The organism is Nocardiopsis alba, assembly GCF_000710955.1.
In the GTDB taxonomy this organism is placed as follows: Bacteria; Actinomycetota; Actinomycetes; order Streptosporangiales; family Streptosporangiaceae; genus Nocardiopsis; species Nocardiopsis alba.
Genome location: NZ_BAZE01000006.1, coordinates 330,376 through 353,275, shown reverse-complemented (window position 1 = coordinate 353,275; position 22,900 = coordinate 330,376). Strand labels below are relative to the sequence as shown.

The 22,900-nt window shown below is 70.4% G+C and carries 23 protein-coding genes; 19 read left to right on the top strand and 4 right to left on the bottom strand.

Annotated features, from left to right (window positions below; all coding sequences use genetic code 11):
* The first annotated feature begins 37 nt into the window (after nt 1–37).
* On the top strand, nt 38–424 hold the full coding sequence (locus tag TR33_RS13960; protein ID WP_014911936.1) for a Rieske (2Fe-2S) protein: 387 nt from the start codon (nt 38–40) through the stop codon (nt 422–424).
* 78 nt (nt 425–502) lie between these two features.
* Here TR33_RS13960 and TR33_RS13955 read toward each other — a convergent pair whose 3' ends face one another.
* On the bottom strand, nt 503–1,654 hold the full coding sequence (locus tag TR33_RS13955) for a mechanosensitive ion channel family protein (protein WP_014908560.1): 1,152 nt from the start codon (nt 1,652–1,654) through the stop codon (nt 503–505).
* Between the two features lie 390 nt (nt 1,655–2,044).
* On the opposite strand from TR33_RS13955, the gene uvrC reads away from it, so the two are divergent.
* The 10 genes from uvrC to TR33_RS13905 all read left to right on the top strand — a co-directional run bounded on the left by uvrC (nt 2,045) and on the right by TR33_RS13905 (nt 12,294).
* On the top strand, nt 2,045–4,072 hold the full coding sequence (gene uvrC / locus TR33_RS13950) for an excinuclease ABC subunit UvrC (protein WP_014913314.1): 2,028 nt from the start codon (nt 2,045–2,047) through the stop codon (nt 4,070–4,072).
* Nucleotides 4,069–4,953 (top strand): RNase adapter RapZ, encoded by an 885-nt coding sequence (rapZ, locus tag TR33_RS13945; protein ID WP_014913217.1) that lies wholly within the window; start codon nt 4,069–4,071, stop codon nt 4,951–4,953. Before uvrC ends, rapZ begins: the two co-directional genes overlap by 4 nt.
* A gap of 199 nt (nt 4,954–5,152) precedes the next feature.
* The gene (locus tag TR33_RS13940; RefSeq protein ID WP_017535441.1) at nt 5,153–6,139 is read left to right on the top strand and encodes a gluconeogenesis factor YvcK family protein; all 987 of its coding nucleotides are present in this window, start codon (nt 5,153–5,155) and stop codon (nt 6,137–6,139) included.
* Nucleotides 6,140–6,177: 38 nt separating this feature from the next.
* Entirely contained in the window at nt 6,178–6,576 is a 399-nt protein-coding gene (locus tag TR33_RS13935; RefSeq protein WP_014911309.1) for a DUF488 domain-containing protein, read from the top strand.
* Nucleotides 6,577–6,797: 221 nt separating this feature from the next.
* Entirely contained in the window at nt 6,798–7,778 is a 981-nt protein-coding gene (whiA, locus tag TR33_RS13930) for a DNA-binding protein WhiA (RefSeq protein ID WP_014910031.1), read from the top strand.
* A 336-nt stretch (nt 7,779–8,114) separates the two neighbouring features.
* A complete protein-coding gene (gene gap / locus TR33_RS13925; RefSeq protein ID WP_014911115.1) occupies nt 8,115–9,119 on the top strand; it encodes a type I glyceraldehyde-3-phosphate dehydrogenase in 1,005 nt (334 codons plus the stop codon).
* A 144-nt stretch (nt 9,120–9,263) separates the two neighbouring features.
* Entirely contained in the window at nt 9,264–10,448 is a 1,185-nt protein-coding gene (locus TR33_RS13920) for a phosphoglycerate kinase (protein ID WP_014909709.1), read from the top strand.
* A gap of 92 nt (nt 10,449–10,540) precedes the next feature.
* Complete coding sequence (gene tpiA, locus TR33_RS13915; RefSeq protein WP_014910514.1) at nt 10,541–11,320, top strand: triose-phosphate isomerase; 780 nt, start codon at nt 10,541–10,543, stop codon at nt 11,318–11,320.
* A 286-nt stretch (nt 11,321–11,606) separates the two neighbouring features.
* Nucleotides 11,607–11,840: a preprotein translocase subunit SecG gene (gene secG / locus TR33_RS13910; protein WP_014908716.1), complete on the top strand. Its 234-nt coding sequence runs from the start codon at nt 11,607–11,609 to the stop codon at nt 11,838–11,840.
* Nucleotides 11,841–11,922: 82 nt separating this feature from the next.
* Nucleotides 11,923–12,294, top strand: coding sequence for an RNA polymerase-binding protein RbpA (locus TR33_RS13905; RefSeq protein ID WP_017606310.1), 372 nt, complete (start codon nt 11,923–11,925; stop codon nt 12,292–12,294).
* 262 nt (nt 12,295–12,556) lie between these two features.
* Here TR33_RS13905 and TR33_RS13900 read toward each other — a convergent pair whose 3' ends face one another.
* Nucleotides 12,557–12,817 carry a hypothetical protein gene (locus TR33_RS13900; RefSeq protein WP_026125158.1) on the bottom strand — a complete coding sequence of 87 codons (261 nt, stop codon included), beginning with the start codon at nt 12,815–12,817 and terminating at the stop codon, nt 12,557–12,559.
* A gap of 129 nt (nt 12,818–12,946) precedes the next feature.
* Here TR33_RS13900 and TR33_RS13895 point away from each other — a divergent pair, with 129 nt between their 5' ends.
* Nucleotides 12,947–13,630 carry a hypothetical protein gene (locus tag TR33_RS13895; protein WP_014911661.1) on the top strand — a complete coding sequence of 228 codons (684 nt, stop codon included), beginning with the start codon at nt 12,947–12,949 and terminating at the stop codon, nt 13,628–13,630.
* Here TR33_RS13895 and TR33_RS13890 read toward each other — a convergent pair.
* Nucleotides 13,622–14,383: an IclR family transcriptional regulator gene (locus TR33_RS13890; protein ID WP_014910603.1), complete on the bottom strand. Its 762-nt coding sequence runs from the start codon at nt 14,381–14,383 to the stop codon at nt 13,622–13,624. The genes TR33_RS13895 and TR33_RS13890 overlap by 9 nt on opposite strands.
* Nucleotides 14,384–14,491: 108 nt before the next feature.
* On the opposite strand from TR33_RS13890, the gene TR33_RS13885 reads away from it, so the two are divergent.
* From TR33_RS13885 to hutI, 7 genes are all read left to right on the top strand, one after another.
* Nucleotides 14,492–14,746, top strand: coding sequence for a FitA-like ribbon-helix-helix domain-containing protein (locus TR33_RS13885; protein ID WP_014908595.1), 255 nt, complete (start codon nt 14,492–14,494; stop codon nt 14,744–14,746).
* Nucleotides 14,743–15,144: a type II toxin-antitoxin system VapC family toxin gene (locus TR33_RS13880; RefSeq protein ID WP_042283505.1), complete on the top strand. Its 402-nt coding sequence runs from the start codon at nt 14,743–14,745 to the stop codon at nt 15,142–15,144. The genes TR33_RS13885 and TR33_RS13880 overlap by 4 nt, the downstream gene beginning before the upstream one ends.
* Nucleotides 15,145–15,229: 85 nt before the next feature.
* Entirely contained in the window at nt 15,230–16,777 is a 1,548-nt protein-coding gene (gene hutH / locus TR33_RS13875; protein WP_042283502.1) for a histidine ammonia-lyase, read from the top strand.
* Between the two features lie 19 nt (nt 16,778–16,796).
* A complete protein-coding gene (gene hutU / locus TR33_RS13870) occupies nt 16,797–18,455 on the top strand; it encodes a urocanate hydratase (protein WP_042283500.1) in 1,659 nt (552 codons plus the stop codon).
* Nucleotides 18,452–19,690 (top strand): allantoate amidohydrolase, encoded by a 1,239-nt coding sequence (locus TR33_RS13865; protein ID WP_017535435.1) that lies wholly within the window; start codon nt 18,452–18,454, stop codon nt 19,688–19,690. Before hutU ends, TR33_RS13865 begins: the two co-directional genes overlap by 4 nt.
* The gene (locus TR33_RS13860) at nt 19,687–21,075 is read left to right on the top strand and encodes a formimidoylglutamate deiminase (RefSeq protein ID WP_017535434.1); all 1,389 of its coding nucleotides are present in this window, start codon (nt 19,687–19,689) and stop codon (nt 21,073–21,075) included. The genes TR33_RS13865 and TR33_RS13860 overlap by 4 nt, the downstream gene beginning before the upstream one ends.
* Nucleotides 21,072–22,289, top strand: coding sequence for an imidazolonepropionase (gene hutI / locus TR33_RS13855; protein WP_042283496.1), 1,218 nt, complete (start codon nt 21,072–21,074; stop codon nt 22,287–22,289). Before TR33_RS13860 ends, hutI begins: the two co-directional genes overlap by 4 nt.
* A 119-nt stretch (nt 22,290–22,408) precedes the next feature.
* On the opposite strand, the gene TR33_RS13850 is transcribed toward hutI, so the two are convergent.
* Complete coding sequence (locus TR33_RS13850) at nt 22,409–22,687, bottom strand: hypothetical protein (protein WP_014913543.1); 279 nt, start codon at nt 22,685–22,687, stop codon at nt 22,409–22,411.
* Nucleotides 22,688–22,900: the final 213 nt, after the last annotated feature.

Genomic DNA, 22,900 nt, shown 5'->3' with positions numbered 1-22,900 from the left:
TTCGGTCGTGGCCGGAAAGAGGACATGCGGGTGCGGGGTGAGCAGGCGGCGTCTGCTCGGTACGGCGGGCGCGGCGGCGGCCGTCACCGCTGTGAGCGCCTGTGGCGAACCTCCGGACCCCCAGGAGATACGCCGCGGTCACGTGATCGGTCAGGTCGACGAGGTGCCCGAGGGCGGCGGGGCGGTCTTCAGTCAGAGCAAGCTGGTCGTCACCCAGCCCGAGAAGGGCGAGTACAAGGCGTTCAGCGCCTCCTGCACCCACGGTGGATGCACCGTGCAGGAGGTGGAGGACGAGGTGATCCGCTGCCTGTGCCACGGAAGCGAGTTCGACATCACCTCGGGCGAGCCGGTCACCGGGCCGGCCCAGGAGCCGTTGGAGCCCTTCACGGTCACCATCGATGGTGAGGACATCATCCTCGACTGACACGGTCGGTGGACGTCGACGCGAAGCGGCCCCGTCGAGTCGGACTCGACGGGGCCGCTTCGTACGTCGGGGAGGGGGTCAGACCTCCTCGGGGTCGCCCGAACGCGCGTCGCCCGCGTCGTCGTGGGCCAGGGCGGAGGCCGCGACGCTGCGGCGGAAGGCCGAGGTGGGGAAACGCGAGGCGTAGGAGGAGTCCTCCTCGCCGCCGACGAACTCGGTGCGCTTGCGCGGCAGGGACTCCGGGTAGTGGGTGGTCAGCCAGGTGATGAGATGTTCGCGGATCTCACAGGCGATGTTCCACTGGGCTCCGGTGTCGGCGGCGGTGGCGACCACGCGCACCATCACCTCGCCGCTCTCGCTGATGTCCACGACCTGGCAGGACCAGCTGCGCCCGTCCCAGTGATCGCTGGAGGTGATCAGACGGCCGGCCTCCTCGCGGAGTTCGGCGATGGGCACCTCCCAGTCGAGGGGGAGCTGCACCTTGGCGGTGATGTTGGTGCCCGACTTCGTCCAGTTCTCGAAGCTGGTCGTGGTGAAGTTGGCGACCGGGACCACCAGGCGGCGCTCGTCCCAGATCTTGATGGTGACGTTGACCAGGCTGAGCTCCTCGACCCGGCCCCACTCGCCCTCGACCACGACCACGTCGCCGATGCGGAGGGCGTCGCTGAAGGCGAGCTGGAGTCCGGCGAACAGGTTGCCCAGGGTCGACTGGGCGGCGACACCGGCGACGATACCGATGATGCCCGCGGAGGCCAGGAGTCCGGCGCCCAGCGCCTTCACCGCGTCGAAGGTGAACAGGATGGCGGCGATCGCCAGGACGACGATGATGGAGGTGATGACCCGGCGCAGCAGACGGACCTGGGTCTGGAGGCGGCGTGCCCGGCGGTCGGCGTCGCCGTTGCTCGCGGACAGGCGCTGGAGCACCATGTCGGTGGCGGCGTAGGCGAGGCTGATGCCCAGGGCGGTCAGCGTGCCGATCATCAGGATCTGCATCGCGTGCTGGATGGTCTGGTAGGTGCTCCAGCCGACGTCGCCCACGCTGGGCAGCGCCAGGTTGGCGCCCACCACGGCCGCGGCGGTGTAGGCGGTCACCGCGGATCGCGAGACCACGTATCGCGCCATCGGCCAGATCTTGCCCAACTTGTGGTTGAGCAGCCAGTGCAACGCGAAGACCAGGGCCATGGAGAGCGCAATGGCGATGCCGATCGCGATCCAGTGCTCGACGGTCACGATGTGGAGCCCCCTTGTCGTTCGTCTGTTCGTCGGGTGCGGGCCCGGGTGTCGGGCCGAGAGGAGGGAGGGATCCCCGCCTCGGGGAGGGTGGGTGTCGCGGGTGTCGCGGTCCACGTGCCGGAGTGGGCGAACGTGGCCATCAAGGTCTCCTCCTTGATGCTGAAAAGGCCCGATGAAAGAGGTTTTCGAGTCCTTTGGGACGAGAACGCGGTCTTTCCGGGTCGAGGTCCCTTACGTCGGGAAGTCCGTCGGTACCCGCCCAACCTAGACTATGTGGATACCCAATCGTGACGTTTGCGGGAAGGAGCACCCGGAAGTGAGACGCGGCACTGTGCCGTTCGCGCCGACGAGTGGCCGTCTGTCGCCGTGACACATCAGAATGGGGGCATGGCTGCGACTCCTCACCTACGACCCGCGCCCGGATCGATCCCCACCGAGCCGGGCGTCTACCGGTTCCGCGACGCGTCCGGCCAGGTCATCTACGTGGGCAAGGCCAAGAACCTGAGGTCGAGGCTGTCCTCCTACTTCCGTGACTTCGCGGGCCTGCATCCGCGTACCCAACAGATGGTCTCCACCGCCGACGACGTGGACTGGACGATCGTCGGCACCGAGGTCGAGGCCCTCCAGCTCGAGTACTCGTGGATCAAGCAGTACAATCCGCGCTTCAACGTCAAGTATCGCGATGACAAGAGCTACCCCTACCTCGCGGTGACGCTCAACGAGGAGTTCCCGCGCGTTCAGGTGATGCGGGGCGCCAAGCGCAAGGGCGTCCGTTACTTCGGCCCCTATTCGCACGCCTGGGCGATCCGGGAGACCGTCGACCTGCTGTTGCGGGTCTTTCCGGTGCGCACCTGCTCGGCCGGGGTCTTCCGCGGGGCGCGCAACAGCGGTCGCCCCTGCCTGCTCGGTTACATCGGCAAGTGCGTGGCCCCCTGCGTGGGCCGTGCCTCACCGGAGGAGCACCGGGACCTGGTGGAGGACTTCTGTGCCTTCCTGGCCGGTGACACCGGACGGTTCCTGAAGGAGCTCGAAGGGCGGATGAGGGAGGCGGCCGGCGAGCAGGAGTACGAGCGGGCCGCGCGTCTGCGCGACGACATCGAGGCCCTGCGCGCCGCTCTGGAGAAGCAGGCCGTGGTCCTGCCCGACTCCACCGACTGCGACGTCATCGCCATGGCCGACGACCCCTTGGAGGCGGCGGTCCAGATCTTCCACGTGCGCGGCGGACGGATCCGGGGGCGACGCGGTTACGTGGTCGACCGGGTGAGCGACGCCGACACGGGCGAGCTGATGCAGACCTTCCTGCGCCAGATCTACGGGGCGCTGGACGGGGACGAGGAGACCGAGGGCACGGGCACCTCCGTACCGCGCGAGGTCCTGGTCTCCCATGAGCCCTCCGATCGGGAGGCGGTCGCCGTCTGGTTGTCGGAGCATCGGGGATCGACGGTCGACCTGCGGGTGCCGCGGCGTGGGGACAAGAAGTCCCTGATGGAGACGGTCGATCGCAACGCACGTGAGGCGCTGGCCCGGCACAAGACGCACCGCGCGGGCGATCTGAGCACGCGGAGCCGGGCCCTCAACGAGATCCAGGAGGCCCTGGATCTGCCGGAGGCGCCGTTGCGCATCGAATGCTTCGACATCTCCAACCTCCAGGGCGAGCACGTGGTCGCCTCCATGGTGGTCTTCGAGGACGGGCTGGCCCGTAAGTCCGAGTACCGCCGCTTCTCGGTCCGCGGCAGCGGTGTGGGCGGCTCGGAACAGCACGACGTGGCGGCCATGTACGAGGTGGTCTCCCGGCGTTTCCGCCGCTATCTGGAGGAGAGCTCCCGGTCGGGCGAGGTCGCCAGGATGGGCGGCCCCGACGACCAGGGGGCCGGCACCGGGGGAGAGGAACCGACCCCCGGTAGGTTCGCCTATCCGCCCAACCTGGTGGTGGTGGACGGCGCCCTTCCCCAGGCCCGGGCGGCGCGACGCGCCCTGGACGAGTTGGGGATCGAGGACGTGGCCGTGTGCGGGCTGGCCAAACGCCTGGAAGAGGTGTGGCTGCCCGACGACGAGGACCCGGTGATCCTTCCCCGCAACGGGGAGGGGCTCTATCTTCTGCAACGGGTGCGTGACGAGGCCCACCGCTTCGCCATCCGCTATCACCGGCAGAAACGTGCCAAGGCGCTCACCGGCAGCAGCCTGGACGAGCTCGCGGGGCTCGGTCCGGCGCGGCGGAGCGCCCTCATCAAGGAGTTCGGTTCCGTGAAGCGTTTGGCCTCGGCGAGTGTCGAGGAGATCGCGGCCGTGCCCGGTATCGGCCCCAAGCTGGCCGAGGCCGTGCACGAGCACCTCTCCGGTGGCCCCACCGGAGCCGGTGACGAGGGTTCAGGGGCGACGAGAGACCGGAAGACGGACGGGGGAGGAGACACATGACGGTCGAACTGGGTGGGGAACTGCCACCCGAGGTGGTCATCGTCACCGGGATGTCCGGTGCGGGACGGAGCACGGCGGCCAGGGCCCTGGAGGACCTGGACTGGTTCGTGGTGGACAACCTGCCGCCGGGGCTGCTGCCCACGATGATCGAATTGGCGGGCCGTACCCACGGGGCGGTGCCCCGGGTGGCGGTGGTGGTGGACGTGCGTTCGCTGGCCTTCACCGAGGACCTGCTGTCCACGGTGGAGGGGCTGCGCAAGCGCGACATCGTCGCGCGCGTCCTCTACCTGGAGGCCTCCGACGAGGCCCTGGTCCGTCGGTTCGAGGGGGTGCGCCGCCCCCACCCGCTCCAGGGCGACGGGCGGCTCACCGACGGCATCTCGCTGGAGCGGGAGACGCTGCGGGCGGTCCGGGGCGAGGCCGACCTGGTCATCGACACCTCCCAGCTCAACGTGCACCAGCTCAAGGCCCGGGTGATCGGGTTCTTCGGTGAGAGCGACGAGGTGCGCACCCGCGCCAACGTGGTGTCCTTCGGTTTCAAGCACGGTCTGCCGGTCGACGCGGATCTGGTCCTGGACTGTCGTTTCCTGCCCAACCCCCACTGGGTGCCCGAGCTCAGGCCGATGAACGGGCGCGACGAGCCGGTGCGCGACTACGTGCTCTCCCAGGACGGCGCCAAGGAGATGCTGGAGTCCTACGTCGACGTCCTCAAGCTGATCATCGCCGGCTATCAGCGTGAGGGGAAGCACTACATGACGTTCGCGGTGGGCTGCACGGGGGGCAAGCACCGCAGCGTGGCGATGGCGGAGCAGTTCGGCGAGCGGTTGCGGGGTCTGGGGGTGGACGTGCACGTGGTCCACCGGGACGTCGGAAGGGAGTGATCCACGTCCGCCCGGTGTGGTGAACCGAATCGCCAAGAGTGGCGTCTTCACTTACATTGGCCCGATCGCCATCGGCCCCGGCCCGGGAGGGCCCGGGTCCGACGGGGCACGGTGGCGGGTCGATCGTTCGTACGCCGTCGAGTGACGGTAGGGGCCGGAGTGTCCGAGGGACCACGGGACGAGGGGGCAGGCCGAAGGCATGGCGAAGAGCACCGCGCCGGACGGGCCGGACGGGGACGACGACTCGCGGCCACCACGGGTGGTCGCGCTGGGGGGCGGGCACGGCCTGTACGCCTCGTTGTCGGCGCTGCGCAGGGTGACCACGGACGTCACCGCGATCGTGACCGTCGCCGACGACGGCGGATCCAGCGGGCGGCTGCGCAGGGAGTTGGGGGTGCTGCCACCGGGTGATCTGCGGATGGCCTTGGCGGCGTTGTGCGGGGACGACGAATGGGGGCACACCTGGACCCAGGTGCTCCAGCACCGTTTCCGTTCGGAGGGCGAGCTGCACGGCCACGCCGTCGGGAACCTGCTGATCGTGGCCCTGTGGGAGCTTTTGGGCGATTCGGTGGCGGGGCTGGACTGGGTGGGGCAGTTGTTGGGCGCCCACGGTCGGGTCCTGCCGATGTCCTCGGCCCCGCTGGAGATCTCCGCCGAGGTGGAGGGGGTGGACCCCGAGCGTCCGCACGAGCTCACCACGGTGCGCGGCCAGGTGGCCTGCGCGAGCACCAGTGGTCGGGTGCGATCCATCTCCCTGCTTCCGGAGGAGCCGCCGGCCAGTCCGCAGGCGGTCAAGGCGGTACGCGAGGCGGACTGGGTGGTCTTCGGGCCCGGTTCGTGGTTCACCAGTGTGCTGCCGCACCTGCTGGTGCCGGATCTGGCGCACGCCCTGGTCACCACCCGGGCCAAGAGGCTGGTGGCCCTGAACCTGTCGCCCCAGAAGGGCGAGACCGACGACTTCCGGCCCGAGACCTACCTGGAGGTGCTGCGCGAGCACGCCCCCAAGCTGGGGGTGGACGTCGTGCTGGCCGACACCGGGACGGTGGAGGACCCGCTGCCGTTGGAGGCGGTGGTGGGCGAGCTCGGAGGGCGTCTGGAGCTGGCCGAGCTGAGCATGGGGGACGGTGGCCCCCGGCACGATCCGGACCTGTTCGCCACGGCTCTGGAGCGAATCCTGGTGGATTGACGGGTTCGTCGTGACGGTCCCCGGGGAAAGGGGGCCGCATGGCCGAACAGCACCGCGTTCACCTGGAACGCGTCTACGACGAGATCCACGCCGAAGAACATCCCGACCGGGAGGGGGAGGCCCCTCCCGGTCCGCGTTTCCTCGTTGACCGGCTCTGGCCGCGCGGGGTGCGCAAGAGCACCTTGGAAGAGGTCCGGTGGGTCAAGGACGTGGCCCCCGACCCGGAGCTGCGCTCCTGGTTCGGACACGACCCGGACCGTTTCGCGGAGTTCGCCGAGCGGTATCGCACCGAACTCGAACAGCGGCCCGAGGCGCTCGAACCGATCCTGGAGGCCGCCCGTCGGGGTCCGGTGACCCTGCTCTACGCGGCCAAGGACACCAGACACAACCACGCGGTGGTCCTCCGGGACCACCTGGAGTCGCTGTTGGCCCCCTGAAAGTCGGGGGAGCAATTGACCGCACACCGACACGAAGGCCGACACGCCGCCTGTGAGCAGGGACAGCGGATCGGCAACACGCCGTCCAGGGGTCGGCGGGAAGGCCCGCGTCACGTAGTCTGCGACGAGAAAGCCGCCCGGTCCTCGGGGGTCCGGACGGCGGTACCGGTGTCGGTGTACGACACCAGGGTTCCTGGCAGCTCAAGGGGAGGATCGCAGCGATGGCGATGACCGGCGTGGTGAAGGACGAGTTGAGCCGGCTGGCGATCCTCAAGCCATGCTGCCGTAAGGCGGAGGTGTCCACCATCCTCCGCTTCACCGGGGGCCTTCACCTGGTGGGCGGTCGGATCGTGATCGAGGCCGAGCTCGACACGGGCGCGGCCGCGCGACGCCTGCGCAAGGACATCTCGGAGGTCTTCGGCCACGAGTCCGAGGTGGTCGTGCTCTCCCCGAGCGGTCTGCGCAAGGGCAACAGGTACGTGGTCCGGGTGATCAAGGACGGCGAGTCCCTGGCCCGGCAGACGGGTCTGGTCGACAACAACGGTCGTCCGGTGCGCGGTCTGCCCCGGCACGTGGTGGCGGGCGGGGCCTGCGACTCGGAGTCGGCCTGGCGCGGTGCCTTCATCGCGCACGGTTCGTTGACCGAGCCGGGACGCTCGATGTCGCTGGAGGTCACCTGCCCGGGGCCGGAGGCGGCGTTGGCGCTGGTGGGGGCGGCTCGTCGGCTCAAGGTGCACGCCAAGGCCCGTGAGGTGCGGGGCGTGGACCGGGTGGTCGTCCGTGACGGTGACTCCATCGGCGCTCTGTTGACCCTGTTGGGCGCCCACCAGAGTGTTCTGGCCTGGGAGGAGCGGCGGATGCGCCGTGAGGTGCGCGCGACCGCCAACCGTCTGGCCAACTTCGACGACGCCAACCTGCGTCGTAGCGCGCGTGCCGCCGTCGCGGCCGGAGCGCGGGTGGAGCGGGCGTTGGAGATCCTGGGGGAGGAGGCGCCCGATCACCTGGTGGCCGCGGGACGGCTGCGTCTGGCGCACAAGCAGGCCTCGCTGGAGGAGCTGGGCCAGCTCTCGGTGCCGCCGCTGACCAAGGACGCCATCGCCGGTCGTATCCGCAGGTTGTTGGCCATGGCCGACAAGCGGGCGAGCGACCTGGGCATCGAGGGAACAGAGGCGAACCTCACTCCGGACATGCTCGTCCCCTGACCCGGTGTCGGGGCCGGTCGGAGCACGAACGGCCCCGAACGCGCGATCGGCGATCGTGTGCACCTTTGTTAACTGGGAAAACTCAGGGATAACTTCCGAAAATGGTATAGACCTCTCCGCTTCACGGTGTCAGGATGGGTGCGACTCCACGAGGAGTGGAAGGGCTGTCCGCCGAGGGGGGCGAACGGGTTCCCGCCGGCACTCCGATAGGCTCTTTGTGAACACCTGTTACACGTTCACGCTGTTCAACGTGGTCGACCCGGACCGTACCGGTCGGGGTCCCGAGCGCGGGCGTACGGGTGAAACTGCTGTGCGATATATGAGGAGATTGGTTCCGTGACCATCCGTGTAGGCGTCAACGGCTTCGGTCGGATCGGCCGCAATTTCTGGCGCGCGGTCGCCGCCGGCGACAGCGACATCGAAATCGTCGCGGTCAACGACCTCACCGACACCAAGACGCTCGCGCACCTGCTCAAGTACGACACCGTGCTCGGCACCCTCCAGGGCGAGGTCGAGGTCGGCGACGACTTCATCCGCGTCGGCGACAAGAACATCAAGGTCCTCGCCCAGCGCGACCCGGCCCAGCTGCCCTGGGGCGAGCTGAACGTCGACGTCGTCGTCGAGTCCACCGGCATCTTCACCAAGGCCGAGGACGCCAAGAAGCACATCGAGGCCGGCGCCAAGAAGGTCATCATCTCCGCCCCCGCCAAGGGCGAGGACATCACCATCGTGATGGGCGTCAACGACGACAAGTACGACGCCGCCTCGCACGACGTCATCTCCAACGCCTCCTGCACCACCAACTGCGTGGCGCCCATGGCGAAGGTCCTCAAGGACGCCTTCGGCATCCAGCAGGGCTTCATGACCACGGTGCACGCGTACACCAACGACCAGGTCATCCTGGACTTCCCGCACAAGGACCTGCGTCGCGCCCGCGCCGCCGCGCAGAACATCATCCCCACCAGCACCGGTGCCGCCAAGGCCACCGCCCTGGTGATCCCGGAGCTCGCCGGCAAGCTGGACGGCATGGCCATGCGCGTCCCGGTTCCGGACGGCTCCGCCACCGACCTGGTCGTCACCCTGGACCGTGAGGTCACCAAGGACGAGGTCAACGACGCGTTCAAGGCCGCGGCCGAAGGCCCGCTCAAGAACGTGCTCGTCTACACCGAGGACGAGATCGTCTCCTCCGACATCGTCGGCACCTCGCCCTCGTGCACCTTCGACGCCAAGATGACGATGGTCTCCGGCAACACCGTCAAGATCCTCGGCTGGTACGACAACGAGTGGGGCTACTCCAACCGCCTGGTCGACCTGGCCAAGCTGGTCGGCGCCGGCCTGTAACCACGGGTCCCCACGACTCGTGGCCGCACACGCGTGACCCGGCACCCCTTCCGCCCCGCGCGGTGGGGGTGCCGTCGCGTCCACGCCCGCCCGGCCCACCGTCCGGGAGCTTCAGACCCCACCAACCCCAACGAGGAGACCAGCATGCGGACGATCGACGACCTCGACGTCTCCGGAAAGCGCGTGTTCGTCCGGGCCGACCTGAACGTGCCCCTGGACGGTGACCGCATCACCGACGACGGGCGCATCCGCGCGGCCCTGCCGACCATCGACAAGCTGCGCGAACGCGGTGCCCGCGTCATCGTGGCCGCCCACCTGGGTCGCCCCAAGGGCGCCCCGGACCCCCGCTTCTCCCTGCGCCCCGTCGCCGCCCGTCTGGGCGAGCTGCTCGGCACCGAGGTCGCCTTCGCCACCGACACCGCCGGAGACTCCGCCCTGGAGACCTCCGCCGCGCTGAAGGACGGCCAGGTCGCCCTGCTGGAGAACGTGCGCTTCGAGCCCGGCGAGACCAGCAAGGACGACGCCGAGCGCGGTGAACTCGCCGACCGCTTCGCCCGCCTCGCCGACCTGTACGTCGGTGACGCCTTCGGCGCCGTGCACCGCAAGCACGCCAGCGTCTACGACCTTCCGGCCCGTCTGCCGCACGCCGTCGGCGGTCTGGTGCTGACCGAGGTCGAGGTGCTCAAGAAGCTCACCAGTGACCCGCAGCGCCCCTACGCCGTGGTCCTGGGCGGCTCCAAGGTCTCCGACAAGCTCGGCGTCATCGACAACCTCCTGGGGACCGCCGACCGTCTGCTCATCGGCGGCGGCATGGTGTTCACCTTCCTCAAGGCGCAGGGCTACGAGGTCGGTTCCAGCCTTCTGGAGGCCGACCAGCTCGACACCGTCCGCGGCTACCTGGAGCGGGCCGAGCGCGAGGGCGTGGAGATCGTCCTGCCGGTGGACGTCGTGGCCGCCGAGAAGTTCTCGGCCGACGCCCCCCACGCCGCCGTCGACGTCGACTCCATCCCGGCCGACCGGATGGGGCTGGACATCGGCCCCAAGAGCCGGCACCTGTTCGCCGAGAAGCTCGCCGACACCAAGACCGTCTTCTGGAACGGCCCCATGGGCGTGTTCGAGATGGAACCCTACGCGGGGGGCACCCGGGCCCTGGCCCAGGCGCTCATCGACTCCGACGCCTTCACCGTCGTCGGTGGTGGCGACTCGGCCGCGGCCGTGCGCGCCCTGGGCTTCGACGAGGCGGCCTTCGGTCACATCTCGACCGGTGGCGGCGCCAGCCTGGAGTACCTGGAGGGCAAGGCCCTTCCGGGCATCGACGCCCTCGCCTGACGTCATCCCCGTCGGGCCGGTACGGGGTCCCGGCCCGACGGGTACGACCCCCGCCCCGTGAACAAGAGAAGACTTTCGAGGAAGGGACGACGATGGCCAAGCGCATGCCGCTCATCGCGGGCAACTGGAAGATGAACAACAACCACCTCGAGGCGATCGCGCTGGTCCAGAAGCTGGCCTTCGCCCTGAACGACAAGGACTACGACAACGCCGAGGTCGTCGTCCTGCCCCCGTTCACCGACATCCGCAGCGTGCAGACGCTGGTGGACGGGGACAAGCTGCGCATCGGTTTCGGTGCCCAGGACATCTCCGCCCACGACAAGGGCGCCTACACCGGTGAGATCTCCGGTGCGATGCTGGCCAAGCTGGAGTGCTCCTACGTCCTGGTCGGCCACTCCGAGCGTCGTGAATACCACAATGAGGACGACGCCTTGGTCAACGCCAAGGTCAAGGCCGCCTACAAGAACGGGATCGTCCCGATCCTGTGCGTGGGCGAGGGCCTGGAGGTCCGCAAGGCCGGTGCCCAGGTCGAGCACGTCCTGGCCCAGCTCGACGGCGCTCTGAAGGAGATCACCGCCGAGCAGGCGGAGAAGATCGTCGTGGCCTACGAGCCCGTGTGGGCCATCGGTACCGGTGAGGTCGCCACCCCCGAGGACGCCCAGGAGGTCTGCGCGGCGATCCGTGCCCGTCTGGCCGAGCTGTACTCGCCCGAGGTCGCCGACGCGGTGCGCGTCCTCTACGGCGGCTCCGTCAAGGGCGACAACGCCCCCGGCATCATGGCCAAGGCCGACGTGGACGGCGCCCTGGTGGGCGGTGCCTGCCTGAAGGCGGACGAGTTCGCCAAGGTGATCCGCTTCCGCGAGAACGGCTGACCGAACGTCTCGTCTTCCCCGCCTCGTCACGCTCCGATGTCCAAGCGTGACGGGGCGGGTGTCCGACAGGTGCGTCGTTCGGGCTAGACTTCGCTGAGGGGATGGCCGTGCCTCGCGGTTTCTCCTCCCGTGTCGACGCCGGCGCGGTAAAATCCGATAACGTCCCCGGTCTCCTCCTTCCGTGGCCCGTTCCCGGACGGCACCCCCATGTCGTTGTCGGTGCGGGTGGGGAAAGGGGGCCGAGGAGTCCATCCCCCCGCTGCGGGGTCGAGCTACGGGTGAGCGTGTGATCCTCGGTCTGTCCATCTTCGTGATGCTTCTCAGTGTGCTGCTGGTCCTCCTCGTGCTGATGCACAAGGGCAAGGGCGGTGGTCTCTCCGACATGTTCGGCGGGGGTGTCACCTCCTCGCTCGGCGGGTCCTCCGTTGTCGAGCGCAACCTCGACCGGATGACCATCGGTGTCGGGGTCGTGTGGATCGTGACGATCGTCGTTCTCGGCCTGCTGATCAACCGCGGGTAGCGCGCCACCGGCCGCGCCGGCCCCTCGTTCTAGTCAAGCTCGCCCGAGTCGTCGGTGAGCGAGTTCGCCGAAGGAGTTTTTCGTGGGTAGTGGCAGTGCCATCCGTGGCAGCCGAGTCGGAGCCGGCCCTATGGGCGAGGCGGAGCGGGGCGAGGCCGCTCCGCGGATCCGGGTTCCGTTCTACTGTGCGAACTTGCACGAGGTCGTCCCCAGCTTCGCCAGCGAGGCCGCCGTCCCCGACGAGTGGGACTGCCCGCGTTGCGGTTTCCCCGCGGGCAAGGACAAGGCCAACCCGCCCTCGCCGCCGCGCACCGAGCCCTACAAGACGCACCTGGCGTACGTGAAGGAGCGTCGTAGCGAGGAGGAGGGCAAGCTCATCCTGGACGAGGCCCTCGCCAAGCTGCGCGCCGACCGCGCCGCGGTGGAGGCCCACATGAAAGCCTCCCAGAACTGATCCTCGCGATCACCGTGTTCCGTTCGGGGTCCGCCTTCGGGGGCGGGCCCCGACGTGTGTCCGGGGATCGGGCGCGTATACGAGTCGGGTATCGATTTTCTCATTCCGGGGACCGGTGTGGTTGGTGGGGCCTACGATGACCGACACACCCCCGAAGTCCCCTTCCTGAGGAGTTGGTGTCGATGTCAACGTGCCCCACCGGCGGAGACCACGACTGGATCCTCGGCGACGATCGCAAGTTCCAGTGCGCCAAGTGCGGCGCTCAGAGCGCGAGGCGATTCTGAGGGACCTCGCCCGGCTGGGCGGTCCCCCTCTCCTCCGGTTCGTTCTTGGCCTTGGCCCGCCAGGTCACCGGTTCCCCCAGGCTCTCGGCCACCCCCTTCGCCCACCGTTCCAACGGCGCGAACCTGTCCTCGCCCTCCTCGTGGAGCATGGTCAGGCCCCGATAGACCACCCCGTCCTGGACCAGGACCTCCCCGTTCACCAGGAGGGCCGTCTCGTACTCACGTGTGCCGCGTCTCATGGCAGGACTGTAGCGTCCGACGCCGTCGGACACCGACGGTTCGGTCGGACCGCCCGTTCCCGTGAGAAGGCCGACGGAACGGGGTGTGCCGGCGCACCGAGCACACCGAAGGCTTGAAAGAATGGGGGTATGGCTTCCCCCGAACCCTCGGACGTCCCCCCTGACGAACGGGGCGTCCCCTCGGATCTGACCCGGCCACCGGCGAGCGTCTCCCACCTGCGCCGCTATGTCAGCCTGCGCGGGCCCAACGCCCGTATGTGGATGACCGCCGCCTACTTCTCCGCGTCCCTCACCCTCGGATTCCTGCTGGTCGTCGGCTCGATGCTGTGGCACGTGACGCGTGAGGAGGCCACGGTGGGCTCGGTGTCACTCTGGGCCATCGCCGGCCTGGTCATGTTCTTCCTCGGCCCGGGGAGCAACGTGTTCCTCGTGCGCGGTCTGCCCCAGCGGATCACCAGTCAGGGCATCAGCGCCGACAGCGACGGCGTCACCCTCCTCCAGGAACGCAAGTGGTGGTTCCCCGGAGAGGGCACCTTCGTCTCCTGGGAGGAGATCCGCCGGATCCGCGAGGTGCACATCGGCGGTCGCCGGGTCCTGTACTTCATCGAATTCGCGTTGGACACCCACCGCACCGACCCGGAGCTTCCCGGGTGGGCCGAGAGCGCCGAGACCCTGGATCTGGAGGCCGACCCCGAGGCGGCCACGCAGTTCTACGTGCAGGTGCCCAAGGACCGCAAGGAGCACATCCTGCGGATGGTGGAGCGCACCGCGCCCCTGCCCTCCATCGTCGAGCGCAGCGCGCCCCTACGGTGACACGCGTCCGCTCATCCGCCGGGTGAGCTCCCCGGCCGCGTCGCGCACCCGCGCGGCCAGGGCCCCCGGGGTGACCGGCCGCGCGCTCGGCACGGTGAGACTGATCGCCGCCACCGGGGTGCCGTTGTGGTCGGAGGCGGCCGCGGCCACGGACAGGTAGCCGTCGGTGACCTGTCCGTCCTCCATCGACCACCCCTGGCGGCCCTCGTCGGCCAGTATCGAACGCAGTTCTCCAGGGGTGCGCGGCCCCTTCCCGGTGCGATCGGTGAAGGCGTCGGCCCCCGGATACAGCGCGCGCACCTGTGCCCGCGGCAGCCGGGCCAGCATCGCCCGTCCCGAGGCGGTCAGGTGGGCGGGCAGTCGTACCCCCACCCCGGTGATCAGGGTGGGCGCGTGGGGCGGCTGTTCCTTGAGCAGGTACAGGGTGTCGGAGCCGTGCAGGACGCCCAGGTGGGCGGTGGCCCCGGTCGTCTCGGTGAGCTGGTGCAGCAGGGGGCGGGCCAGCCGTTCGATCCCGTCGTGGCGCAGGTAGGCCGAGCCGATCTCGAACGCGGCCACGCCCAGGCCCCACCGGCGTTCCTCCGGAAGGTGGGTCACGAACCCCTCCTCGGCCATGGCCTCCAGCAGTTGGTAGACGCTGGAGCGAGGCAGGCCCATCCCCGAGGCGATCGCCGAGGCGGACATCGGCCCGGGCCGCGCGGCCAGGAAACGCAGCAGCCGTAGAGCCCGTGTGGCCGCCGGAACATGACTCATGCCCCGATGGTCTCATGAACCTGAATTGCTTCATTATGGCGCTAGAATGCTTGTGATTTGGCGCCTTTTGTTTCCCCGATTGGGGTGAATTGTTGTTACCATGGCGCCATGGCTGCTATTCAGATCAAGGACGTGCCCGAAGAGGTCAGAGACATCCTGGCCGCGGAGGCCAAGAGGTCGGGCCGGTCGCTCCAGTCCTACCTGCTCGGTGTTCTGGAGAAGGAGGCACGGTTCGCTCGGAACAGGGAGATCGTGGAACAGACACCATTGCCCGGCGCCGATCTCAGCATGGAGGAGATCGTGGCCGCGGTGCGTGAGGCCCGAGGAGACGGCGTGACCCGGGCCGAGGACGGAGCCGCGTGATCGTCGTCGACACATCGGTCCTGATCGATCTCTATCTGGGGTCGCGAGATCACACGTCCACCCTGGCTCGCAGGGTGGTCGGAGCGGACAGTGAGTGGTACGCGCCGAGTTATCAGCCCTTGGAGCTTCTCAACTCTCTCCGAGGGCTGGTTCTCGGAGGGAAGGTCGCTCCGGGCGACGCCGAGTCCGCTCGTAAGCTCTATGGCCTACAGGCCATCACCCACGTCGATGTGGTGGGCTCCGTCGCGGACAGGGTGTGGGAGTTGCGGCACAACCTCACCGCGTACGACGCCGCCTACGTCGCGGTGGCCGAAGCCCTGGACTGCTCCCTGGTCACGGGCGACGTGCGTCTCGCGGCGGCCCCCGGCCTCAGATGTGAGGTTCGAGTGATCCGCTAGGTACACGGCGAGGTTGTCCGGGATTTCGGACGGAACCCGCGTGCCGGCACTTCCGAGGCGGTGGCCGAAGAGGTCGAATGGGGGTATGTCCACAGCAGTTTCTTCCGTCGCCGTCGGTGGAGCCCCGCTCACCCCGGCCCAGGTCCTGGCCGTCGCCCGTGACGGCGCCCACGTCGTCCTCGGTGAGGAGACCCGTAAGGCCGTCCACCACGGCCGGGAGCGGGTCGAGTCCCTGGCCCGGGCCGAGACCCCCACCTACGGGGTCAGCACCGGGTTCGGCGCCCTGGCCATCCGACACATCGCTCCCGATCTGCGCGCCCGTCTCCAGCGCTCCCTCATCCGCTCGCACGCGGCCGGGGCCGGCCCCGAGGTGGAGCGCGAAGTGGTGCGCGCCCTGATGCTGTTGCGTCTGCGCACGCTGGCCTCGGGCAACACCGGGGTCGAGCCGGTCACGGTCGAGACCCTGGCCGGGCTGCTCAACGCGGGGATCACCCCGATCGTCCACGAGTACGGCAGCCTGGGCTGCTCGGGCGACCTGGCGCCGCTGTCCCACGTGGCGCTGGCCCTGATGGGCGAGGGCGAGGTCCGCGACGCCTCCGGAACGCTCCGTCCCGCCGCCGAGGCGCTGGCCGAGGCCGGCATCGCCCCGGTGGAACTGGGCGCCAAGGAGGGCCTGGCCCTGATCAACGGCACCGACGGCATGCTCGGGATGCTGGCCATCGCCTGCATGGACCTGGAGCGGCTGCTCAAGGTCGCCGACATCACCGCCGCCATGAGCGTCGAGGCCCTCCTGGGCACCGACCGGGTCTTCGCCGCCGAACTCCAGGCGCTACGTCCCCATCCCGGGCAGGCCGCCTCCGCCGCCAACCTGCGCGCGCTGCTGGCCGACTCCCCGGTGGTCGCCTCCCACCGGGGCCCGGACTGCAACCGGGTCCAGGACGCCTACTCCCTGCGCTGCGCTCCGCAGGTCGCGGGCGCCGCCCGCGACACGCTCTCCCACGCCCTGCTCGTGGCCGGGCGCGAACTGGACAGCGTCATCGACAATCCGGTCGTCCTCGACGACGGTCGGGTGGAGTCCAACGGCAACTTCCACGGGGCGCCGGTCGCCTACGTGCTGGACTTCCTGGCCGTGGCCGTGGCCGACGTGGCCTCCATCGCCGAACGGCGCACCGACCGCATGCTCGACGTGTCCCGCTCCCACGGGCTGCCGGCCTTCCTCGCCGACGACCCCGGTGTGGACTCCGGGCACATGATCGCCCAGTACACCCAGGCCGCGATCGTCTCCGAGCTCAAGCGGCTGGCCGTTCCCGCCAGCGTCGACTCCATCCCCAGTTCGGCGATGCAGGAGGACCACGTGTCCATGGGCTGGTCCGCCGCCCGCAAGCTGCGCCGCGCGGTGGACGGTCTGACCAACGTTCTGGCCGTGGAGCTGCTCACTGCGGCCCGAGCCCTGGACCTGCGCTCGCCGCTGGAGCCGGGGCCGGCCACCGGCGCCGTGGTGCGTCTGGTGCGGGAGAAGGTCGCCGGCCCGGGCCCCGACCGTTACCTGGCCCCCGAGATCGCGGCCGTGGCGGCCCTGGTCGCCGACGGCTCGGTCGTCGACACCGTCGAGTCCGTCACTCCGCTCGCCTGACCCCCCGAAGGAGACACAGATGAGCAAGGCACGTACCGTCCGCGCCGCCCGCGGCACCACGCTGTCGGCCAAGGGCTGGCAGCAGGAGGCCGCCCTGCGGATGTTCCACAACAACCTCGACCCCGAGGTGGCCGAACATCCCGAGGACCTCGTGGTCTACGGCGGTACCGGCAAGGCCGCCCGCGACTGGCGCAGCTTCGACCGGATCACCGCCTCCCTGCGCGACCTGGAGGGCGACGAGACCCTCCTGGTGCAGTCCGGCCGTCCGGTGGGCGTCATGCGCACCCACGAGTGGGCGCCCCGGGTGCTGATCGCCAACAGCAACCTGGTGGGCGACTGGGCGAACTGGCCCGAGTTCCGGCGTCTGGAGGCCGAGGGCCTCACCATGTACGGGCAGATGACCGCAGGTTCGTGGATCTACATCGGTACCCAGGGCATCCTTCAGGGGACCTACGAGACCTTCGCCGCCGTCGCGGCCAAGCGCTTCGGCGGCTCGCTGGCCGGAACGATCACCCTCACCGCGGGGCTCGGCGGCATGGGCGGGGCCCAGCCGTTGGCCGTCACGATGAACGACGGCGTGGCGATCGTGGTCGAGTGCGACGGCAGCCGCATCGACCGCCGGATCGAGCACCGCTACCTGGACGTGCGCGCCGACGGTCTCGACGAGGCGCTCGAGTTGGCCGTGCGCGCCCGCGACGAGCGCCGACCGTTGTCCATCGGGGTGCTCGGCAACGCCGCCGAGGTCTTCCCCGAGCTGCTGTCCCGGGGCGCGCCGATCGACATCGTCACCGACCAGACCTCGGCCCACGACCCGCTGGCCTACCTGCCGCTCGGGGTTCCCTTCGGTGACTGGAAGGACCTGGCCGCCGCCAAGCCGGAGGAGTTCACCCTCCGGGCCCGCGAGTCCATGGCCGCGCACGTGGAGGCGATGGTCGGCTTCCAGGACGCCGGGTCCGAGGTCTTCGACTACGGCAACTCCATTCGGGACGAGGCGCGCGAGGGCGGCTTCACCCGGGCGTTCGACTTCCCCGGTTTCGTGCCCGCCTACATCAGACCGCTGTTCTGCGAGGGCAAGGGCCCCTTCCGCTGGGCCGCGCTCTCCGGCGACCCGGCCGACATCGCCCGCACCGACCAGGCCGTCCTCGACCTGTTCCCGGAGAACGAGCACCTGGCCCGTTGGATCCGCATGGCCCGGGAACGGGTCGCCTTCCAGGGGCTGCCCGCCCGAATCTGCTGGCTGGGTCAGGGCGAGCGGGCCGCCGCCGGACAGCGGTTCAACGAGCTGGTGGCCTCGGGGGAGATCTCCGCGCCGCTGGCGATCGGTCGCGACCACCTGGACACCGGTTCGGTGGCATCGCCCTACCGTGAGACCGAGGGCATGCGGGACGGTTCGGACGCCATCGCCGACTGGCCGCTGCTCAACGCCCTGGTCAACACCTCCTCCGGCGCCTCCTGGGTCTCCATCCACCATGGCGGCGGCGTGGGCATGGGCCGCTCCCTGCACGCCGGCCAGGTCAGCGTCGCCGACGGCACCGACCTGGCCGCCGCCAAGCTCGACCGGGTCCTGACCAACGACCCGGCCATGGGCGTCATCCGGCACGTCGACGCCGGCTACGAGAAGGCCGAGCGGGTCGCCGAGACCCACGGGATCCGCGTGCCGATGAGGGAGGGCGAGTGAGCTTCGACCGTCTCTGGGCGGATCTGCTCCCCATCGGACGCTCCACCGACGGCGGCGGCTACCACCGGTACAGCTGGACGGGGGCCGACACCGATGCCCGCGCCTGGTTCACCGAGGCGGCCGCCGCCCGGGGTCTGGACGTGCGCACCGACCGCAACGGCAACCTGTGGGCCTGGTGGGGCGCCCCGGGGCCGGGGGCCGTGGCCACCGGCTCCCACCTGGACTCGGTCCCCGACGGGGGCGCCTTCGACGGACCCCTCGGGGTGGTATCGGCCCTGGCCGCCGTCGACGAGCTCCGAGCCCGGGGGTTCGTCCCCGAGCGTCCGCTGGCCGTGGGCGTGTTCGTCGAGGAGGAGGGCGCCCGGTTCGGCGTGCCCTGCCTGGGCAGCCGCCTGTCCACCGGCGGTATCGACCCGGACCGGGCGCGTTCCCTGACCGACGCCTCGGGTGTCACCTGGGCGGCCGCGATGGAGGCGGCCGGTCTGGACCCGGAGGGGATCGGCCCCGACCCCGGCCTGGCCGAGTCGTTCGACGTCTTCGTCGAGCTCCACGTCGAACAGGGGCGTGCCCTGGCCGACACCCCGCACGCGGTCGGCGTGGCCGGTTCGATCTGGCCGCACGGGCGTTGGCGGATGGACTTCACCGGTCGGGCCGATCACGCGGGCACCACCCGTCTGGTCGATCGGGCCGACCCCATGCTGCCGTTGGCGCACACGATCCTGGCGGCGCGTGCCCTGGCCGAGAGTCACGACGCCCGTGCCACCGTCGCCAAGGCGCACATCACCCCCAACGGCACCAACGCGATCCCCTCGCTGGTCAGCGCCTGGCTGGACGCCCGGGCCGCCGACGAGGCGGCGTTGACCGCGGTGGTGGAGGGCGTACGCGAGGCGGCGGAGAAGGCCTCGCGCGACCACGGGGTCGTCCACACGATGGCGGCCGAGTCCACCACGCCCCTGGTGGAGTTCTCCCACTCCCTGCGCGACCGTCTGGCCGCCACCCTGGGCGAACGCGTCGCCGAGGCGGACGGTCCGGTACCGATCCTGCCCACCGGCGCGGGTCACGACGCGGGCGTGCTGTCCGCCCACGTGCCCACCGCCATGCTGTACGTGCGCAACCCCACCGGGGTCTCCCACTCGCCCCACGAGTGGGCCGACCCGGAGGACCGCCACGCCGGGGTCCGGGCTCTGGCCGACGTCCTCGCCGACCTGCTCTCGACGCCGGGAGGGGGCGCGTGAGCGTTCCGGAGGGCCCCCGGATCCCGGGGGAGCGCCGCTACTGGTGCGAACACGCGTGGACGGGCGGCCCCACCGCCGAGGCCGGCGTGCTGTTGACCGTCGACCCCGGAGGCCGGCTGACCTCGGTCACCGCCGGTACCGAACCCCCGATCGACGCCGAACGCCTGTCCGGGCTCACCCTGCCCGGGCTGGCCAACGCCCACTCCCACGCCTTCCACCGGGCCCTGCGCGGCCGTACCCACGCCGACGGCGGTTCCTTCTGGACCTGGCGGGAGGTGATGTACCGCGCCGCCGAACGGCTGGACCCCGAGTCCTATCACCGGCTGGCCAGGGCCGTCTACGCCGAGATGGCCCTGGCGGGGGTGGCGTGCGTGGGCGAGTTCCACTACCTGCACCACGCCCCTGGCGGACGTCGTTACGCCGACCCCGGTGTCATGGGGCACGCGCTGACGTCCGCCGCCGCCGACGCCGGGATCCGGATCACGCTCCTGGACGTGTGCTATCTGGCCGGCGGGCTCGGCGAGGACGGTGGACACCCGCCCCCGACCGGCCCCCAGCTGAGGTTCGGAGACGGCACCGTCGACGCCTGGGCCGAGCGGGTCCGCGGCACCCGGGTCGAGGGCGCCCACGCCAGAGCCGGTGTGGCGGCCCACTCGGTGCGGGCGGTACCGGCGAAGGACCTGCCCGAGGTGGCGCGCGTCGCCGACTCCGGAGGGATGCCCCTGCACGTCCACGTCTCCGAACAACCGGCCGAGAACGCCGCCTGTCTGGCGGCGTACGGCCTCACCCCGACGGGGGTCCTGGCCGAGGCCGGAGCGCTCACCGAACGCACGACCCTGGTCCACGCCACCCACCTCACCGACGCCGACGTCGACACCGTCCGCGCGCACGGCGCCGCCGTGTGCCTGTGCCCGACCACCGAACGCGACCTCGCCGACGGGCTGCCGCGTACCGGCGACCTCGTCGCCGGCCCGAGGCCGGTACCGCTGAGCCTGGGCAGTGACCAGCACGCCCGCACGGACCTGTTCGAGGAGGCGCGCGGGGTGGAACTGCACGAACGTCTGCGCACCCACCGCAGGGGCACCCTGGACGGCGGTGCGCTGCTGCGCGCGGCCACCGTCGACGGGCACGCCGGGCTCGGTTGGACCGACGCCGGGGCGCTCACCCCGGGTGCCCGGGCCGACCTGGTCAACGTCCCCCTCGACGGGGTGGGTCTGGCCGGGGCCGACCCGGACCGGGCCGTGGACGCCGTGGTCTTCGGGGCCACCTCGGCCGACGTACGTCACGTGATGGTCGACGGCGTCTGGATCGTCCGCGACGGCGCGCACACCCTCGTCCCCGACACCGCACGCGAACTCGACTCCGCGATCAAGGAGCTGCTGTGAGCCACCACAGGACCGGAGGGGCCGGCACCGTCCTCGTCGACGGCATCGCCACCCTGGTCACCAACGACCCGTCCCTGGGGAAGGGGGCGCTCGGAGAGATCTCCGACGCCGCCCTGGTCATCGAGGAGGGACGTATCGCCTGGGCGGGAGCGCGCGCCGCCGCGCCCGCCGCCGACGCCAGGGTGGACGCCGCCGGACGCTGCGTCATCCCCGGTTTCGTCGACAGCCATTCGCACATCGTCTTCGCGGGGGACCGCAGCCGCGAGTTCGCGGCCAGGATGAGCGGGGAACCCTATTCCGCCGGAGGGATCCGAACGACGGTCGCCGCCACCCGGGCCGCCTCCGACGCCGAACTGGAGGAGCGGGCGCGCCGGTTCGTACGCGAGGCCCACGGGCAGGGGACCACCACCCTGGAGGTCAAGTCCGGGTACGGGCTCACGGTCGAGGACGAGAGGCGCTGCCTGGAGGTGGCCTCCCGCGTCACCGACGAGGTGACCTTCCTCGGCGCGCACGTGGTCGCCCCCGAGTACGCCGACGACCCCGACGGCTACCTCGACCTGGTCACCGGCCCCATGCTCGACGCCTGCGCACCTCTGGCGCGCTGGGTGGACGTGTTCTGCGAACGCGGGGCCTTCGACGAGCGGGCCTCGCGGCGGGTGCTCACCGCCGGGATGGAACGCGGACTGCTGCCGCGCGTCCACGGCAACCAGTTGGGCGAGGGGCCGGGCGTCCGGCTGGCGGTGGAGGTGGGCGCCGCCTCGGTGGACCACTGCACCTATCTGTCGGCCGAGGACGTGGAGGCCCTGGCCGGGGCGGCCGAGCGTCCCGAGCCCACGGTCGCCACCCTGCTGCCGGGGGTGGATTTCTCCACTCGCCAGACCTATCCGAACGCGCGCGCGTTGATCGACGCGGGCGCCCTGGTGGCGTTGGCCAGCGACTGCAACCCCGGCTCCTGTTTCACCTCCAGTCTGGCGTTCTGTATCGCGGTGGCGGTGCGGGACATGGGGATGACCCCGGACGAGGCGGTCTGGGCGGCCACCCGAGGCGGGGCGATGGCGCTGCGCCGTACCGACGTGGGCCACCTGGCCCCCGGGGCCCGCGCCGACCTCACCCTCCTTGACGCCCCCAACCACCTGTATCTGGCCTACCGGCCGGGGGTGCCCCAGGTGGCCGCGGTGTGGAAGGACGGTGAACTCGTCTCCGGCCGCCCCTGATCGGGCCCGGAGAACGAGAACGGGGGCGGTGTCCGCCGATGGCGGTCACCGCCCCCTTCGCGCGTCGACGCGATGAGGCCGTCGTCCCACCGCTCCCTCGGGGCGGCGGGGGATGGGTTCTACTTGTCGTCGCTGTCCGCGTCGGCGCTCTCGGCCGTCTCGGCGGTCTCGGCCGGAGCCGGGGACGCCTTCTTGGTGGCGCGACGCTTCTTCACCGGGCGGGAGTAGTCGACCAGGGGCTCGAAGCGGGCCTCGTGCTCCTTGAAGCACTCATCGCAGGCGTCGACCTCGCGAACGGAGCCCTCCCAGGCGAACTGGACGACCTCAGTCGCCTCGACCTTCTCCTCGCGAACGGCGTGGGGATCGCAGTACTTGCGCGTGAAGACCTCGGTGACCACGGCGGGGATTTCCCTTCGATATGGCGTGAACAGTGCGGACCCCGTGATCATACACCTGTACGAAAGCGGAGGCCGGTGTAGAGCCGGCCTTCCGCCTTGGTGTTCGGGGTCGCCCCGAAGCCTAGCGAAGACGGAAGGGTCGCTGCGCCTTCGAGCGACGCGCGTGCCCCGGGTGACCAGGCCCTCCGTTCACGGTGTTCGGTTGTGATCCCC

Bases quoted from the DNA above. Each gene is read 5' to 3' on its own strand.
- uvrC (WP_014913314.1), top strand. From the start codon at position 2,045: ATGGCTGCGACTCCTCACCTACGACCCGCGCCCGGATCGATCCCCACC.
- rapZ (WP_014913217.1), top strand. From the start codon at position 4,069: ATGACGGTCGAACTGGGTGGGGAACTGCCACCCGAGGTGGTCATCGTC.
- TR33_RS13940 (WP_017535441.1), top strand. From the start codon at position 5,153: ATGGCGAAGAGCACCGCGCCGGACGGGCCGGACGGGGACGACGACTCG.
- TR33_RS13935 (WP_014911309.1), top strand. From the start codon at position 6,178: ATGGCCGAACAGCACCGCGTTCACCTGGAACGCGTCTACGACGAGATC.
- whiA (WP_014910031.1), top strand. From the start codon at position 6,798: ATGGCGATGACCGGCGTGGTGAAGGACGAGTTGAGCCGGCTGGCGATC.
- TR33_RS13920 (WP_014909709.1), top strand. From the start codon at position 9,264: ATGCGGACGATCGACGACCTCGACGTCTCCGGAAAGCGCGTGTTCGTC.
- tpiA (WP_014910514.1), top strand. From the start codon at position 10,541: ATGGCCAAGCGCATGCCGCTCATCGCGGGCAACTGGAAGATGAACAAC.
- TR33_RS13900 (WP_026125158.1), bottom strand. From the start codon at position 12,817: ATGAGACGCGGCACACGTGAGTACGAGACGGCCCTCCTGGTGAACGGG.
- TR33_RS13895 (WP_014911661.1), top strand. From the start codon at position 12,947: ATGGCTTCCCCCGAACCCTCGGACGTCCCCCCTGACGAACGGGGCGTC.
- TR33_RS13890 (WP_014910603.1), bottom strand. From the start codon at position 14,383: ATGAGTCATGTTCCGGCGGCCACACGGGCTCTACGGCTGCTGCGTTTC.
- TR33_RS13885 (WP_014908595.1), top strand. From the start codon at position 14,492: ATGGCTGCTATTCAGATCAAGGACGTGCCCGAAGAGGTCAGAGACATC.
- hutH (WP_042283502.1), top strand. From the start codon at position 15,230: ATGTCCACAGCAGTTTCTTCCGTCGCCGTCGGTGGAGCCCCGCTCACC.
- hutU (WP_042283500.1), top strand. From the start codon at position 16,797: ATGAGCAAGGCACGTACCGTCCGCGCCGCCCGCGGCACCACGCTGTCG.